Genomic DNA, 15,646 nt, shown 5'->3' with positions numbered 1-15,646 from the left:
CCCATCATGGAAAGATAAGGAATATATGCGGCATTACACAATTAATTTGGTATTATACCTCAAAACTTAATCATCTGATTGCTCCAGCTTTGGGTTCCATTGCTCAGCCTGTAGATATACATTCCCGGAGCCATATCGTTGCCTTGTTCATTTTTGCCATTCCAGTCGAAACTGTAAGTTCCGGCATTTAATTTTCCGCTAAACAGATTTTTAACAGACTTGCCCTGCATATCAAAAACACTCAGCTCAAGCTGCTCTGCTGTGGCAAGTTTAAATTTTATTTTTGTCTGCTGATCAAATGGATTGGGGCGATTTTGATGTAAAACCAATGCCTCATTTTCAATATTCAAATCCGCCACTGATGCAATATTTTTAAAGCGTGTAGAGTACATGCCATTGCCATGGGTAGCTACCACTACTTTCTCGTCAAAAGCCCTGGTTTTGATCATATTAACAGGAATATTCCCGATACTCCCCACTCCTTCCTGCATCCAGTTATAGGGAGCATTATCCAATTGATCAAGCGAATACAAACCCGTGCTTGTACCGGCATACAAAATATCTGCTCCATTTTCTTTGTGTAAATATTCCACCCAAAAAACTGCGGGGCCATCACCCGATCCATCGGGGTTTTCTTCCAGATTTCCACTAATAGATGTCCAGGTTTCACCGGCATCAGTTGAGCGGAAAATACTTTGCACATTATAATTCGAGAAACTGACTATTACTTCATCTGTGTTACGTTCACTTACTGCTATCGAACTAACATATGCCGCATTTGGAAACACAGTATCCCATAAGGCAGTAAAAAGTGCTGTTGTCGATTGCAGACTGTCTAAACGAAACAAACGCCCATCATCAGTGCCGTAATAAAGTCGATCATTGTCAGCAGATGACATATCCAATGCAGTGATGTTGCCATTGGAACTGGCCGGATCGAAAATACTAAAGCCGGCATTGCTCTCATCTATCCGTCTCCAACCCTGGCTGATCGGGTCGGTTTCATTTCCCGTTATCACTATGCTGTCCAAATCTTCCTGTACATATATGTGCCTGCGTTTTGGTGTGTACATTTGATTGTAAGTCACCGGATCGATCAAAAATGGGTGAATAAATAAAGAAAAATTTGAGCCTGCCGGGTCTATACGGGTTTTTCCAAGCACATTTCCAGAATCATCAATTTCAAACTTGAAAATCTTTCCTGTCTGCCAGCTCAGGTAATAATTATTTCTACTCGGTAGTATTTCACAAAAAGCCCCGTCTCCATAGAATACTGAATTCCAAGGCGAATTGAAATCCCCTGAATTGGTAAACCAGGTACCATTGTCCTGTAAGCCCCCTACAAGTATATCATTGCTAACCTCACCGGGCTCTATTGCTGTTGTATAAAATTGAGAAGTTACATAATTGGTATTCATATCAATCCATACAGGTTTGTTTGCAAGGTAATTTTCTGTTTTGTGCAAACCTCCATCACTGCCTGTAACAAGTATATCCGGGCTATCAGGGTGAAAACGAATCAAGTGAATATCGGGGTGGTGATTGGTATAGACATAATTTGAAGGTGTAACCGTATCGCATTGATACCCGCCAATCCAGTTGTAATTATTATTGCTTTTAAAGCCATCTGTCGAGATAAAAAGATCAATGCCACCAATGGCTATAATATTTGAATCTTGCGGATGCAGGGCAATAGCCAAATCGTATGAGCGCTGGGATTGAAAGGTGCCAAAAACAAAATCATAGAAATAATTGCAGTTGTAGTCGGGTAAATTGCTGGAGCGATTGTCCCATTGTCCATTGCTGCCACTGCCATCACCACTTAAATATTGATAATACCACAAGCTGTGTCCGTTTTTTCCTGCATTGGGCGTTTCTGCAAGAAAACAGATTTTATTTTCATCTGCTTCGAAATAATCCAAAACAATACGCCTGTAATTGCCCGGAAAAGCCTGTGGGGTGATATTCGTCCAGTTGATTCCATCCACAGAGCGATAAATTCCCCTTGAGGGCGTACCACTTCCAATTGTAGCATAAAGCACGCCCGATTCGGTAATCATAATATCCGTATAATCTGACCGGCCATTCACAGTCGTGTCCAGGCCAAGTACCACATCCCAATTCTGTCCACCATCTTCAGAGCGAAAAATGCCATTTACTACTGCTGCATAAACAATGTCTTTCTGCAGCGCGGTATGATCTGTAACTATTCGCCATACAAAATCAAAATCTTTCTGACTGTGCAGGCTTGTGGGGGTGTTGGAAATGGTTGAAGGCAGCAATTCCCATGATTCTCCACTGTCTGTTGATTTATAAATACCATTGCCACTTGCCCTGGCCGAAAAGGAAGCTGCACTAACGATGGCATAATATTCTCCTGTTCCGGCATACCACACATCGCGATGGCCTGCCCTGCGGTCTTGCTCAATAGAAGTAACACTGTGCAGTTGGTCTGCTCTTGTTTTTTTCTCAAAAGAAGTGCCACCATCGTATGATTTATAAATTCCCGCAGTAACACCTCCTGCAATTAAAATATCACTGTCATCAATATCAAAAGTGAAAGCACGGGTTCTTCCGCCAAGATTGTTGGGGCCGCGAGAAATCCATTCCCCTTGTCCTGAATTTTTTGCTGAATTTGCGGGAAGAGATTTAGCGAATTCCAGTTCTTTATGACGAATACCACTGGGGATTTGTCCTGTTTTGGGGTCTTTTAATCGATTGAAAAAATACTCCTCCCTGCCTTCCTTGGAATACAGTGCCTTTTTTTGGGTTTTAACCACAGGTTTTTCAACAATTACTGCTTTTTGACTAAAATATATTAGCAGGAAAAAAATTAAAACAAATGCTGAAAACAAGAGACTTTTCATAGAATTTTAAGGCCTTTAGACAATATTTTTTTGCAAAATAGAAAAACAGCTGTGAATTAACTCAACGCTAAATACAACCTTTTTTGATTTCAAAGGTTCTTTATAGTGTGGTGATTAATGAAATGATGCCTGGTTTATACACAAAAGCCAGGCATTATTTTTTTGTACCTTTTAGCAAAGTAGCCATCCGTTGATGCGAAAATGCAAAATGCAACAACACCAAATTGGAATAAACCCAGCTCCACCGAAACAAACCACTGTCGTAAAGACAAAAGATTGCAAAGCCAAAATAAAACAATTCAATAAATATCCTCGCAACACCTCCTATGGAAAACACTGGCTTGGCCGTTTTAAAAGGGTCGTAGCTTACTGTAAATGCCCCCCAAACAATTAAGGCGATTATCAAAACAGTAAAAACACGCAGGACAGCAGGAATATATTCAACATCAACTTGCCAGGCCCAATAAGCCATTGCAAACAGCGCGAGTATTTTCAGGATCAAGCGTAAATAAAGATTGAATTGCTGTGCACTCATTGGCTCGGTGGTCTATGCACTCAAAAAGAATTTTTCACCCATCCCAAACACATTTTTTATTTCTATTTTATTGTGATTTTTATCATAAATAAAACCATTAAAAAATCCATAAGGACCGTAGTAATTGCTTCTAAGCAACAATAAATTGAGCTTGATTCTATTGCTGATCACTGGTTCAAATTCCAGGTTAACCAGATCAAATCGGTCTTTGATCAACCATTTGCCGTCTACCCCGTTTTCACGCTCAAATTTTACTGGAGGAAGCAAATTCATTTCACCGTTTACCCAAAGTACATTTTCATTAAACCGCTCCTTTTGAAGCACCTGATTGTCTGTTAGGTTAAAACCAATATGTTTTCCATCTGAAATATACCCGGCAGTTACCCAATCGTATTTCATGGGATAAGGATAATAGCCCTTGTGATCATCCATAAGCATATAGCTCTTGCTTTCTTCAAATTCAAGCAGCTTTCCGCCAATATCCAAGCCGCCTTCCATGGGCATCAGACACTTATGGGAATACATTCCCCTGTTTTGTCCAAAGGGCATTATGGTTACCAGGGGTGTTGCTTTTCCTGTTTCGTGAAAACCCATAAACTGCCCCATTACATGAGGGAGGTTTTTTTGCTTCTCTATACGAATGTCAATACCCACTCTGCCACTTTGTAGATCATTTTCAACAAGAATTGTAAAATCATCACTGATATAATGTGACTCAGTGCCATACAGCGATTTTGCAACTTTCAAATTCCAGGGCATTACCTTTCTTTCATAATGGTACTTTTTGTTTTTCTCAATATCAAAGAGAATAAACTGAGCCAGAGCCAGTGCTTTGGCATTATATATGGCTACCATCATAAAATACTGCTCATTACCAAACTGGAAGGCTTGCCATTCTTTGAGCCGGTAGTTTTTAAAAGAATTTACAAAGGGTGTTCTAAAAGGTTTTTCAGCGTCTAAAAGATTGGCTTTTTTAACGGGGGTACTCCTTGTGCCAAAATTAAACTGACCATTTGTAACAACTTCATCTACGGGGTCTGAAATTTCTCTGAAGTAATTGGTCATGGTTGTTTTTATATGTTGACGCCAAAAATAACAAAAAGAAGCCTGACCGAAAATCAGCCAGGCTTCCAATCATCAAAAAACAATACCGTGAATTTATCAAAATTGAGTAGGAATCCCAGAAAGAGGATGTTAAAAAAACTTTAAAGGGTGCTTGTTTGAAATAACCGTACTTCAATAGATGATTAATAAAATCAAATTCCACCTTAAACTAAAGTGATATTTCATTATATTTATTAAATGCTGGATCACATACGTGAAATAAGTTTTTTGCGCATGATGCCCTTATTTCTGCTGGGTATTATCCTTGCTGTTTTTGGGCAGTCGCCACTGCTCAGCAAAATCATCTTTATTTCTTTTGCGATAGTTTACCTGGCTTTTACCGCTTATCAACTGTTTTTAAAAAAGCAATATCCACTGCGCTGGCTCAATGGTTTTTTCATTTTGCTCAATGCATTTTTTCTGGGCTATATTATTACATGGTTCAATACCGATAGCAATTACAATAGTCATTACAGCCATTATTATCCAAAAGAAGAAAAAGTACTCCTGCATCTGCGAATAGATGAGGCTCCTGTACAAAAGAAACGCTCTAAAAAATTTATCGGCAAACTTATAGCACTTAATAAAAATGCGGTGCAGGGCAATATGTTGTTTTATGTAGAAGACAGCTTAGGACAATATTTGAGCTATGGAGATGAACTAGTATTGCAAATAAAACCTGCAAAATTACAAGCCCCACTTAACCCCGCTCAATTCAATTATGCCCGTTTTATGGGTTTTCGGCAGATTCAGCACCAGGTTTATTTTACAGAAAAGCAATTGCTTTTACATGAATCAAAAACCCGCTACTTTTCTGTGTTTCACTGGAGTTATTTTCTACGCAATAAGCTTAGTCAAACCCTTTCAACGCATATTCAGGATGATAAAGCATTTGAAGTAGCTGCATCCCTGCTGCTTGGTTATCGTGAAAAACTCGACAATGAGACCATCAGGGCTTACTCAGCATCGGGAGCCATGCATGTGCTGGCCGTATCGGGTTTACATGTTGGTATTTTTTACTGGATTCTCAATCATCTGCTGTTCTTTTTGAATACTGGGCGCAGAAAAAAACAATTAAAAATCGTGCTGCTTATTCTCATTATATGGGCTTATGCATTTCTCACAGGCCTCTCCCCTTCCATACAACGCGCTGCGCTAATGTTTTCGCTAATTGGAATAGCCCAAAATATCAATCGCAGCAGCGGGATTTATAATTCCATAGTAGCATCAGCATTTATTTTGCTTTGTATCAATCCCTATTTATTAATGGAGGTGGGTTTTCAATTGTCCTACTCCGCCCTGCTGGGAATTATTGCCATACAACCTATTCTCTACAAACAAATTTATATCGAAAACAAAGTTCTGGACTGGATTTGGGCCATTTCCTGCGTATCTATTGCTGCTCAACTGGCCACATTCCCCATTGGTTTGCTTTACTTCCATCAGTTCCCGGTTTATTTCATGGTTTCCAACCTGGTAGTGATTCCCGCTGCAATGCTTTTATTGCCAATGGGATTGGGCTTTTTTGCTATAGCAGCACTTGAAAGTATATGGTCTGTTCTTGAACCTGTACTTCTAATTTTCGGAAAAATTATTCAGGCACTTTTCCAATTGCTCAACTATTTGGTTTTCAATATAGAAAGCCTGCCAGGTTCTTTGTTGATCGGCTTCTCTCCTACTATTTTAGAAACCTGGCTTTGCTATGTAGTAGTGTTGAGCCTGCTGTTCTTTTATCATTTCAGAAAAAAATTAGCCTTATACACGTTTAGCGCTGCAATTATTCTATTGCTGTTTTTCTTCAATATTAAAAACTGGAAAAACCTCAGCAAGCAATCAGTGACTTTTTATGCTGTAAAAGGTGCAACAGCAATAGACTTAAATCACTTTGACAGAAATTATTTTCTTGCGGATTCTGCGCTGATCAATGATAAAGATCAAATGCTGTTCAGTGTAATCCACAACTGGTGGCTGAAAGGATATACTGAAAATGATACTGTTTTATACCTGGAAAGCAAAACAGGTTTTCAAAGTAACTCGATGCTTTATCGAGCTCCACTATTACAAATTGACAATGCTCTTGTAATGATTATTGACAAACAATCAAATATTGAAGAGTACCTGCCTTTATTTGAACAGAATGCTGTTGATATGCTACTGGTCCGAAAGAATCCATACAAATTGATTGACCACTTGGGGCTCTTATCAGAAAACACCCGTTTAATCATTGATGGCAGCAACTCCTATGGTTTTTTGAGAAAATTGAAAGAAGCTGCAAAAGACCAGGAACTCGATATGCATTTTCTTATGGAACAAGGGGCTTATGTTCATCCATTGTGATTTGATTTTTTGAACTTGCTCAAGCAGGGGCAGTCATTCTATGACTACAGTTTCTGACTAAACTCTGACAGGGTTTTGACCTGCTTGCCGTTTTAGGTAAGACCCTGTCAGAGTTGGGAATAGTAGTTAAGACAGGCTCAAATCCTGAAGGTTTTATAGGATAACTGCCCACCTTCACTTCAACAAAAGCAACTTCCCGCTTTGGTTTTGACGCGGGTTTTCCATGCTTTGATATTGATAGAAATAAACTCCTGATGCTTTTTCCAAACTAAAAGTGCTGCGCTTTTCCCCAGAGGGAATGCGGATGCTCTCTATCAATTTCCCTTGCAGGTCATAAAGGTGAAGCTGGGCTGCTTCATTGGCCATGCTTCTTTCAAAATTGATTTGCTGGTTGGAACGTGCTGGGTTGGGGCTGAGGGTAAGCTGCAGGTTTTCAAGCTCCTGTTCCTCTACTGAAACAGGGGGCATGGAGAGTTTGGCTATATTTTTTGCAGCCATTCCATTTACAGAATCAAACCTACCACCGACATACAATTCATTCTGAAATACCTCAAGAGCGAAGATCATTCCTGTTGAATTTGAACTTAGTGTAAAACTACCAACAGTTGACCATTCATTGCCATCCCAGCTAAGAACTTTTGTTGATCCTGAAAAATTTTGATTTTCAGCAGCAAACAGATACCCATTAAAAGTTCTTAAATAATAAGGTTTAAAATGGCTGGGATGGGGCGTAGTTATAATTTCCCAATCATTTCCATCCCATTTACCGATTTTTCTTGCAGTATTGATTATTCCAGCCACATATATTTCCCCATTGTATTTTTCTATGGAAGTGATCAGTTTAAAATCACTATTGCTCAGAGAATGCCAGTTGCTGCCATCCCACTTTGCAATACTGCGGGCAACCGCATTTCCGGCATGTGTGAAATCGCCCCCTGCATAAACATCGCCATTTTCATCTACATATATGCAGTGTATGGCACGGTAGCTATTGCTTGAGGTATCCGTATTTTCAATCCCCCCGTTCATATTGTTCCAAGCTACACCATCCCAGGCAGCTATGCTTTGGGCTGCATTTCCATCAATGCTGTCAAAATATCCTCCGATGTACAAGTGGTTATTATCTGCTGATAAAACATTTACACTTCCATTTGTATCAAGTCCAGAGCCAAAGCTGTGCCATTGACTGCCGTCCAACCTTTGTATGCGTTTGTCAGGTGTAGCTCCTCCGGTTTGGGAGATACCAATAATTATTTCATTATTAAATGTGGTTATGGCTTTGATCCAACTTCCAATAGATGTATCAACCGAAATCCATTGGGAGTTATCCCATGCGGCAAATCCACTGGCTCTTTTATCAATATCAACATGTGTAATATTTCCACATACAAGTAATTGATTTCTTTCAATACTTGTATATAGCCCCATTACCTCACTTTGATCAAATCCATCTGAAAGACCGTTTGTTACGCCTTTTTGAAGCGGATGCCAGGTTTGCGAATAGATAGGGCAGTTGAAAATAATTAAAAGCATTATTGCATAAACTCTAAACATCTTAAATCATTTTAGCAAGTTCCTCTTCGTCTGCAAATTGCCGACCAATCAACCTCAAACTCTTGACTACCTTCAAAAGGGGTTGCTGTACCCCTGATTCCCCATCTATTAGTAGGGTTATCAAAAATATTTGGGTTTATTCCAGCTTCTAATTTACAATTGGCTTTTACCCATATACAATTTTTTGATAACTCACAGCCTGAACCACTTGTCCAAACACACAATTTAACAAATCTATGTTCAGGATGCATTGACAAAAATGATGCACTTGGAGGTATTAATTGAATAAAATCATTTCCATGCTTTCCTGGAAGAATTAACCAGTTTGGGTTATCAATTTCCCATTGGTAATAATGAGAATAATGTGGATGATTTGGTGAAACAGCATTATAAAAACCAGCCTCATTGCATTCAATTTCCATAGGACCCTGAATATCTACAGGGCAGGGGGCAATACTCCCTGGGCCAACATAGGTTTCATTTGAAAGTTTAATCGTTTTTCGTGGATTAGAACCACCTGCAGGCGCCCATGTACTATTACAATTTTGAAGGTTTACTCCCAAAGTAATAAATTGCTCTACATTAACAGTATTTGTTATCAACAAAATACTAGTCGTTTTTGAGTTTTTTATTATTTGACCCGGTCCGCCTATCAAAGATGTTCCACAAGGTCCGCCAGGCCATGCTTTACATACCATTACATTCAAATTGGGGTTGTCCTGATCAATTTGGTATTCAACATACCATTCTATTTCACAACTTGCACCATTTAAATCATCGACATCTACATCAGCAGCGTTACCGTTAATATCTTGGAATTGAAGTTGAAATTCCACAACAGTCGTTGAACCACTTCCTGGTATACCTGTATTTATAACATCTGGATCCATAAAGCTTTGGCCAACTCTTTTAATTCTATAGTTTTGGAACATTCTACTCTTTCCATTACTAAGGCTTGAAACTGAATTTGACATTTTAGTTTTGTATTGTTTACATGAAGGGCAACTACCACTTTCAAGATTATTTAAACTACCTCTTATCCCCTTCCAATCCACACTGCTCCCGGCAGTGGGCCAGTCGGTTATATGTTTTAAGCTGTTCATAATATTGGCTTTTATGAATTTAATAAAAAATGAGCGGAAACTTTTCCGTTCCGAACGATCACAATCAACTTATCCAATTCCGATAGCTATCGGAATTGGATAAGTTTAAATCGATCAGTGACAGCGCACCTTGGGAATTACATCGAATACCAGCTTGGAGGCATTTAAACCTATCGCACCACCAATAGCAGATATTAAACCAAAAGTGGCACTTAGATTTGAGATCACATCTGGGTTGTGCACTTTGGAATCGAGTTGGCTGTAGCCCAGCAATGTGCCCTCCATAGCGGTTTCTACCCAATAGGCAAAATTCATGTAGTTGATGGCTTCGGAAGAATCCAGGTATGTAGTCCAATTGGTAGGAGTTCCGATTTCATTCAGCCAATATTCATTTGCGGCCTTTCCAACTGAAATAGCCATGAACAAAGGGGCGGACTGTTCGCTGTTCAAATTGCTGCAATCCAGCTTGTCTTCGATATCGCTGAGCCTCTGTTCAACACTTTTTACCGGAACGCTGAAAATGGAGCCGAGCATTTCCCTGATAAACATGGTCTGGGCTCCATCAAAATGTACCTGTCCGTTCTGTATAGCCGACTTCCTGTAGGAGTTAATTACTGAAGGAATAATACTTTGAATACGATTTTCAACAAAACCGGGCATGTCCGATTCTTCTCCTTCAGTAAAAAAAGTATCTTCAATATACTCAACTACTTTATCTCTTAAATCGTCAATCGTTGGATCCACTGGCAGTTCAGCGGCCACATAATCAAGACCGGCAGTAAACTGCCCGCCTGCATAATCGTAGGGGTTGATTTTTTCGATGCTCATAACTTTAGGTTTTTTGGTTTCGAATAATGATGATTTTGAATCTAATGAATACTTTTTGATTTTTTATAATAGAGGGGGGGGGGTATTTAACATTAATTAATAATTATTAACAAATAGGATTAAGTTATTTTGCTAAAAAAAATTAAAGCGAATTGAGATTAAACCCTAAATTCGAAAAGTATTTTCAGGGTTAATAAGTGTAACTTTAAACCCACAATGAAATTTATCAAAAAAACCATCTTCTTGCTGCTTGGCCTTTTCGCAATGGGTCTGCTTATAGAGGTATTGCTTGGTATAATGTTTTACATCAAAGACCAGCATATAGACCAGGTTGAAGTGATGGAAACAAGGGATTATCCCTACTTGTACTATCTTTTTAAAACAGGGAAAAACCTGAACCAGCACGGTTTTAAAACAAATTATTCAACAGTATCCGAAAACAATGACAATTACAGGATATTGCTTTTGGGTGGCAGTGTAGCACGTGGCTATGAAGCGGATTCTACCATAGCCGTTTTTCTGGAAAAAGAACTGGAAAGACAAATCCCGGGAAAAAATTTTGAAGTCATAAATGCAGGGATTTCAGCTTTTGTCCTGCAACAGGAATTCATACTGCTACAGAGCATCGGCATGGTTTATAAACCCGATATGGTCATAGGCGTAGATGGCTACAATGATATTGCCACACAATGGTACAATCGTTTTTATGATTCACCGCACCCATTGCCGCCACACCACTGGGGAGACTTTAGAGTAATTCGGGACAATCGTTTTAAATCCAAACCCTATTCGCGCTTTGCCTATTTTTTTAAAAACGTGGATCGGCTAAAAGCATTTTTGCTCAGAAAAAAGATAGATTCAAATATAGATTGCAATTCACAAAATGATGAACTAAAAGAGTTTATAAGCACTTACCGAAAAATAACTTTAGATATAAAAGCTTACTGTAAAGGCTATAAAATTCCCTACTTTCAGTTTGTTCAGCCCCTGCAATTTTATAATAATACCAGTAATTTTAATAAACTGGATTGTAGGGAGCAACGCTATTTTCAACGCTATGAATTGCTCAACAAACTGGCCTCTCAATATGGATTTATGTATTCGCTAAATGCTGTGATCCCCATAGAAAAACACTGGTGGAAAGACGAATGCCACGTAAGTAATAAAGGAAATGCTTTGCTGGCCAAGGAAATCACCAATTTTCTAAAACAGAAAATCGTGCGTAGCAGCAATCACTAAGAGTAGCGATATTATTTAAAACCATTCTAAAGAAGGGGATAATTCCTACCTTTGCCTTCTGAATTTTTAAATGAAAATAATGAAGTCAAGCTTTCTACTATTACCCCTAATTTTACTTTTTCTGGGCAGTTGTAATTCAGATAACAATAATTCAAAACAGTCAGATACAGCTAGTGATGCAGTAGTGAATGTATATTCCCACCGCCACTACACTTCAGATGAAAAACTATACAAAGCTTTTGAAGCAGAAACTGGCATAAAAGTGAAGCTTGTAAAAGCCAGTGCTGATCAATTGTTGGAACGCATTAAAATGGAAGGGGAAAACTCACCTGCGGATTTGATTATTACAATAGATGCCGGAAGATTATGGCGCGCAAAGGATGCAGGGCTGCTTCAAGCCATTGAGTCTGCTGAAATTATGGATCAAATTGACCCGCTTTTCAGGGATAAAGAAAAACAATGGGTAGGACTAACCTACAGAAGCCGGGTGTTTGTAGTACACAAAGACAGGATTGAGGGTTTAGATTTGTTGAAAACATACGATGGGCTCGCTCATCCAAAATTCAAAGGAAGGGTTTTGGTAAGGAGTTCTGAAAACCTATACAACCAATCATTACTATCAGCATTGATTGCACATAAAGGGGAAGCAAATGCATTAAACTGGACAAAACAGGTTGTAGAAAATATGGCCAGAAAACCCAAAGGAAATGATACTGATCAGCTAAAAAGTGTAGCTGCAGGAATTGGCGATATAGCACTGGTCAATACCTATTACCTGGCCCGGCTGATGGATTCTGAGCAGAATGAAGAAAAAACCATTGCCAAAGAACTGAAGATTATTTTTCCCGATAGCGGTAAATATGGCGCACATATCAATATCAGTGGAATTGGTTTGTTGCATCATTCAAAAAATAAAGAAAATGCGCTCAAATTGATTCAGTTTCTCACCAATGTAAACTCTCAGGAATTGCTGGCAGAAGAAAACAATGAATATCCAGTAAATCCAGATGCTGAATGGCCGTCAATTCTCAAAGCATTTGGTGATTTCAGAAAAGACACCCTGGATTTAAATGACTTGGGGAAATACAATACACAGGCGGTGAAAATAATGGACGAGGCCGGCTGGCAATAAAATCGCGAATTGGAAACAAACAACATTATTTCTATCAGAAATGAGAAAAACTACTGGATTGCTACAGTAAGCTTCTTTTCTGTGTTGTTATTGGTGCCAGTAGCTTATGTGATAAGCGGTTTGTTTATCTCCGGTGGAGACAACTGGGCACACCTCAAAGAACATTTACTTCAGGATTACGTGCTCAATACTTTACTGCTGGTTTTATTCACAGGGCTTTTTTCCCTGCTTTTTGGAGTTGTCCCTGCATGGTTGGTGGCACGCTACCAATTTCCCGGAAAAAAGATATTTTCACTCTTGCTTATACTTCCACTTTCTGTTCCGTCCTATATTATGGCTTTTGTTTATGGTGGATTTTTCAATGTTTACGGTACTCTGCACTTTTTTTTGCTGGATTTTTTTCCTGACATTTCCTACCAGTTAGATATGAAAAACTGGCTTGGGCTAAGTTTTGTAATGGGACTTGCACTATTTCCCTATGTCTATCTGATTTTGTATTCCTCCTTTAAAATTCAGCAAGAAACACTAATAGAAGCGGCCCAAACACTGGGTGCTAAGCCAGCCGAAGTTTTTTATAAAATAGCCTTGCCACTTGCAAGGCCTGCGTTGGCCGGTGCTTTGTTTTTAGTAACTATGGAAGTCTTGAATGATTACGGTGCTGCCAGTTATTTTGGAATTAAAACCCTAACCACCGGAATTTTCAGAACCTGGTTTTCTCTCGGTGATATTCAAACAGCCGTAAAATTGGCCAGCAACCTGCTTTTGGTTACTCTGTTTTTCTATTTTCTTGAAAAAGTACTGCAATCTGCCCGTAAATACAGCAGTTCCAGAACTCAGAAAAAACGCAGTCACGAACATAAATTAAGAGGAAAAAATGCCTTGCTGGCCTTTGTTGTTTGCTCTATTCCCGTTTTCCTGGGCATTTTACTGCCTTTGTTCCAATTGATATTTTGGGCTTTGCAGAGCGAAGCAGGCTTTGAATCTTCCGGACTTGTTTTTAATTCTGCATTATTAGCATTTCTTGTAGCCATAATTTGCCTGATCATTGCATTTATAAATGCATTCAGCAATCACTATTTCAAAAATTTTTGGACAAGTGCTGTTGTCCGGCTCAGCAGTATTGGATATGCGATTCCCGGAGCCATTATTGCCATTGGTGTTTTGGCACCCTTACTTTGGTTAGACAATCACTATGGGTGGAATACAGGGCTTCTAATCAATGGATCTATATTTGCGCTTACATATGCCTGTGTAATTCGTTTTTTTGCAGTGAGCTACAATGCCCTTGACGGAGTAATGGAGAAAATGCCACAAGCCTATCCTGATGCCTGTAAATTGTCCGGGGTAAATTCATTGAAAGCCTTTTTTAAAATATATCTGCCGCTGAGTAAAGGCGGATTGATTGCAGGGGGAATTCTTGTTTTTCTGGATGTACTGAAAGAACTGCCACTGACATTGATACTACGGCCATTTGATTTTAACACATTAGCCACCAATGCATTTGAACTGGCCAGTGATGAAGCTCTGCGGCAAGCGGCTCTACCTGCTTTGTGTATTGTTGCTATGGGTTCTTTAGCTTTGCTCTTTGTTAGAAGCATTATTAAAAACAGTGAAATTTGAGCTTTTTAGACATCCATCAATTATCCTATAAATATCCGGGCAATAAAAAGATGATACTTGATCATTTTGATTTGCACCTGGAAGAAGGAGAAATTCTGGCCATTGTTGGAGAAAGTGGATCGGGCAAATCCACTTTATTGCGGCTCATTGCAGGATTGGAAAAACCTTATTCCGGTTCTATTGTATTAAACCGTGAAGTTTTGTCGGACGATAAGAATTTTCTTCCTCCAGCTGAACGAAGAATAGGCTTGGTATTTCAGGATTTCGCACTGTTTCCACATCTCAATGTGAAAGACAATATAGCTTTTGGCCTGCGCAAAAACAATCCCCAACGGGTGAAAGAACTGCTTTCAGAAATGCAACTTTCAAATTTTGAAAAGAAATACCCCCATCAATTGTCGGGCGGTGAACAACAAAGGGTGGCACTTGCCAGGGCACTTATTCTCAATCCAAATATGTTGATGTTGGATGAACCATTTAGTAATCTCGACACCATGATTCGGCAGTCGGTGCGCAATTTTGTAAAATCACTTATCCGGGAAAAGAACATTACCAGCATTTTAGTGACGCATGACCTGGAAGATGCCAAACAACTGGCCGGACGCATTGTAGTCCTTCGCGAAGGACATCAGCAGCAAATCGGCACATGGGAAGAAATCACGCAAACACCTGCAAATGATTATGTGAAGGCTTTGTTTAAACTGAGCTTATAAAACATTGAAATGTGCGAGAGACGCACACTAAGACAAGGGCAAGCTACAACTTGGCTTAAAATAAAAAGCCCCCGGCAAATAAATGCCGAAGGAGCCTTTTAAGACCCTCAAGTTGCTGCAGTCAATTGAAGGTCGGATATCTTAATGTATGTTTTTTCTACGCTTCTTATCTATGTTTACGCTTCAATTTTAAGAAAGTTTCAGGACAATTAAAAACTAAAACATTATTTTTTACCAACCGATTAAATTCATTTGTTTTCAATAATTTATGCCATTATTTTTAACCCTGCTTTCTATTTGTAACAACACGAATAGCTGGTAATATGTTTGTCAAAAAGGCACTTATCCTTAAGGGTATTTTTAACAATAAATATTCATGCAGCAAACATTGGCAGCAATTCTCGCTTTAAAGAAAAATGTGTTACTGCCCTTCAGAAAACACGATCTTCAAATTGCTTTACGAGAAGTTCCGTGTCTTTTGTATGAAAATTCCTGGTAAACCGATAATGGTTTTATGTATAATGTGTGATCCCTCCGGGATCGGGTGGTGGTGGGATCCTTTTTTAATCGGGTAGGAAGCGGCTTTCACCGCTGTCCCCCCACACCACCCGGCA

At 39.2% G+C, this 15,646-nt stretch carries 11 protein-coding genes; 5 read left to right on the top strand and 6 right to left on the bottom strand.

Annotated elements, in window-relative coordinates; genetic code table 11:
- Positions 1-59: 59 nt before the first annotated feature.
- The 3 genes from WD048_10705 to WD048_10695 form a co-directional block, all read right to left on the bottom strand.
- The gene (locus tag WD048_10705; GenBank protein ID MEX0812675.1) at positions 60-2,780 is read right to left on the bottom strand and encodes a FlgD immunoglobulin-like domain containing protein; all 2,721 of its coding nucleotides are present in this window, start codon (positions 2,778-2,780) and stop codon (positions 60-62) included.
- Positions 2,781-3,021: 241 nt separating this feature from the next.
- Positions 3,022-3,402 (bottom strand): YrdB family protein, encoded by a 381-nt coding sequence (locus tag WD048_10700; GenBank protein ID MEX0812674.1) that lies wholly within the window; start codon positions 3,400-3,402, stop codon positions 3,022-3,024.
- A gap of 12 nt (positions 3,403-3,414) precedes the next feature.
- The gene (locus WD048_10695; protein MEX0812673.1) at positions 3,415-4,467 is read right to left on the bottom strand and encodes a DUF2804 domain-containing protein; all 1,053 of its coding nucleotides are present in this window, start codon (positions 4,465-4,467) and stop codon (positions 3,415-3,417) included.
- A gap of 237 nt (positions 4,468-4,704) precedes the next feature.
- On the opposite strand from WD048_10695, the gene WD048_10690 reads away from it, so the two are divergent.
- On the top strand, positions 4,705-6,843 hold the full coding sequence (locus WD048_10690) for a ComEC/Rec2 family competence protein (protein MEX0812672.1): 2,139 nt from the start codon (positions 4,705-4,707) through the stop codon (positions 6,841-6,843).
- A gap of 174 nt (positions 6,844-7,017) precedes the next feature.
- Here WD048_10690 and WD048_10685 read toward each other — a convergent pair whose 3' ends face one another.
- The 3 genes from WD048_10685 to WD048_10675 form a co-directional block, all read right to left on the bottom strand.
- Entirely contained in the window at positions 7,018-8,397 is a 1,380-nt protein-coding gene (locus tag WD048_10685; protein MEX0812671.1) for a T9SS type A sorting domain-containing protein, read from the bottom strand.
- An 11-nt stretch (positions 8,398-8,408) separates the two neighbouring features.
- Entirely contained in the window at positions 8,409-9,500 is a 1,092-nt protein-coding gene (locus WD048_10680; protein ID MEX0812670.1) for a hypothetical protein, read from the bottom strand.
- A 114-nt stretch (positions 9,501-9,614) separates the two neighbouring features.
- Positions 9,615-10,328, bottom strand: coding sequence for a hypothetical protein (locus tag WD048_10675; protein ID MEX0812669.1), 714 nt, complete (start codon positions 10,326-10,328; stop codon positions 9,615-9,617).
- Between the two features lie 216 nt (positions 10,329-10,544).
- Between WD048_10675 and WD048_10670 the strand changes: the two genes are divergently transcribed.
- The 4 genes from WD048_10670 to WD048_10655 all read left to right on the top strand — a co-directional run bounded on the left by WD048_10670 (position 10,545) and on the right by WD048_10655 (position 15,032).
- Entirely contained in the window at positions 10,545-11,567 is a 1,023-nt protein-coding gene (locus tag WD048_10670; GenBank protein MEX0812668.1) for an SGNH/GDSL hydrolase family protein, read from the top strand.
- A 79-nt stretch (positions 11,568-11,646) separates the two neighbouring features.
- Positions 11,647-12,699, top strand: a complete 1,053-nt coding sequence (locus WD048_10665) for a Fe(3+) ABC transporter substrate-binding protein (protein ID MEX0812667.1) — start codon at positions 11,647-11,649, stop codon at positions 12,697-12,699.
- Positions 12,700-12,708: 9 nt separating this feature from the next.
- Positions 12,709-14,319 carry an iron ABC transporter permease gene (locus tag WD048_10660; GenBank protein ID MEX0812666.1) on the top strand — a complete coding sequence of 537 codons (1,611 nt, stop codon included), beginning with the start codon at positions 12,709-12,711 and terminating at the stop codon, positions 14,317-14,319.
- On the top strand, positions 14,316-15,032 hold the full coding sequence (locus tag WD048_10655; GenBank protein MEX0812665.1) for an ABC transporter ATP-binding protein: 717 nt from the start codon (positions 14,316-14,318) through the stop codon (positions 15,030-15,032). Before WD048_10660 ends, WD048_10655 begins: the two co-directional genes overlap by 4 nt.
- Positions 15,033-15,646: the final 614 nt, after the last annotated feature.

This window comes from Chitinophagales bacterium (assembly GCA_040877935.1).
Taxonomy (GTDB): Bacteria; Bacteroidota; Bacteroidia; order Chitinophagales; family CAIOSU01; genus JBBDNB01.
Note: the sequence above shows the minus strand (reverse complement) of the source record. Positions and strands in the feature narration are given on the sequence as shown.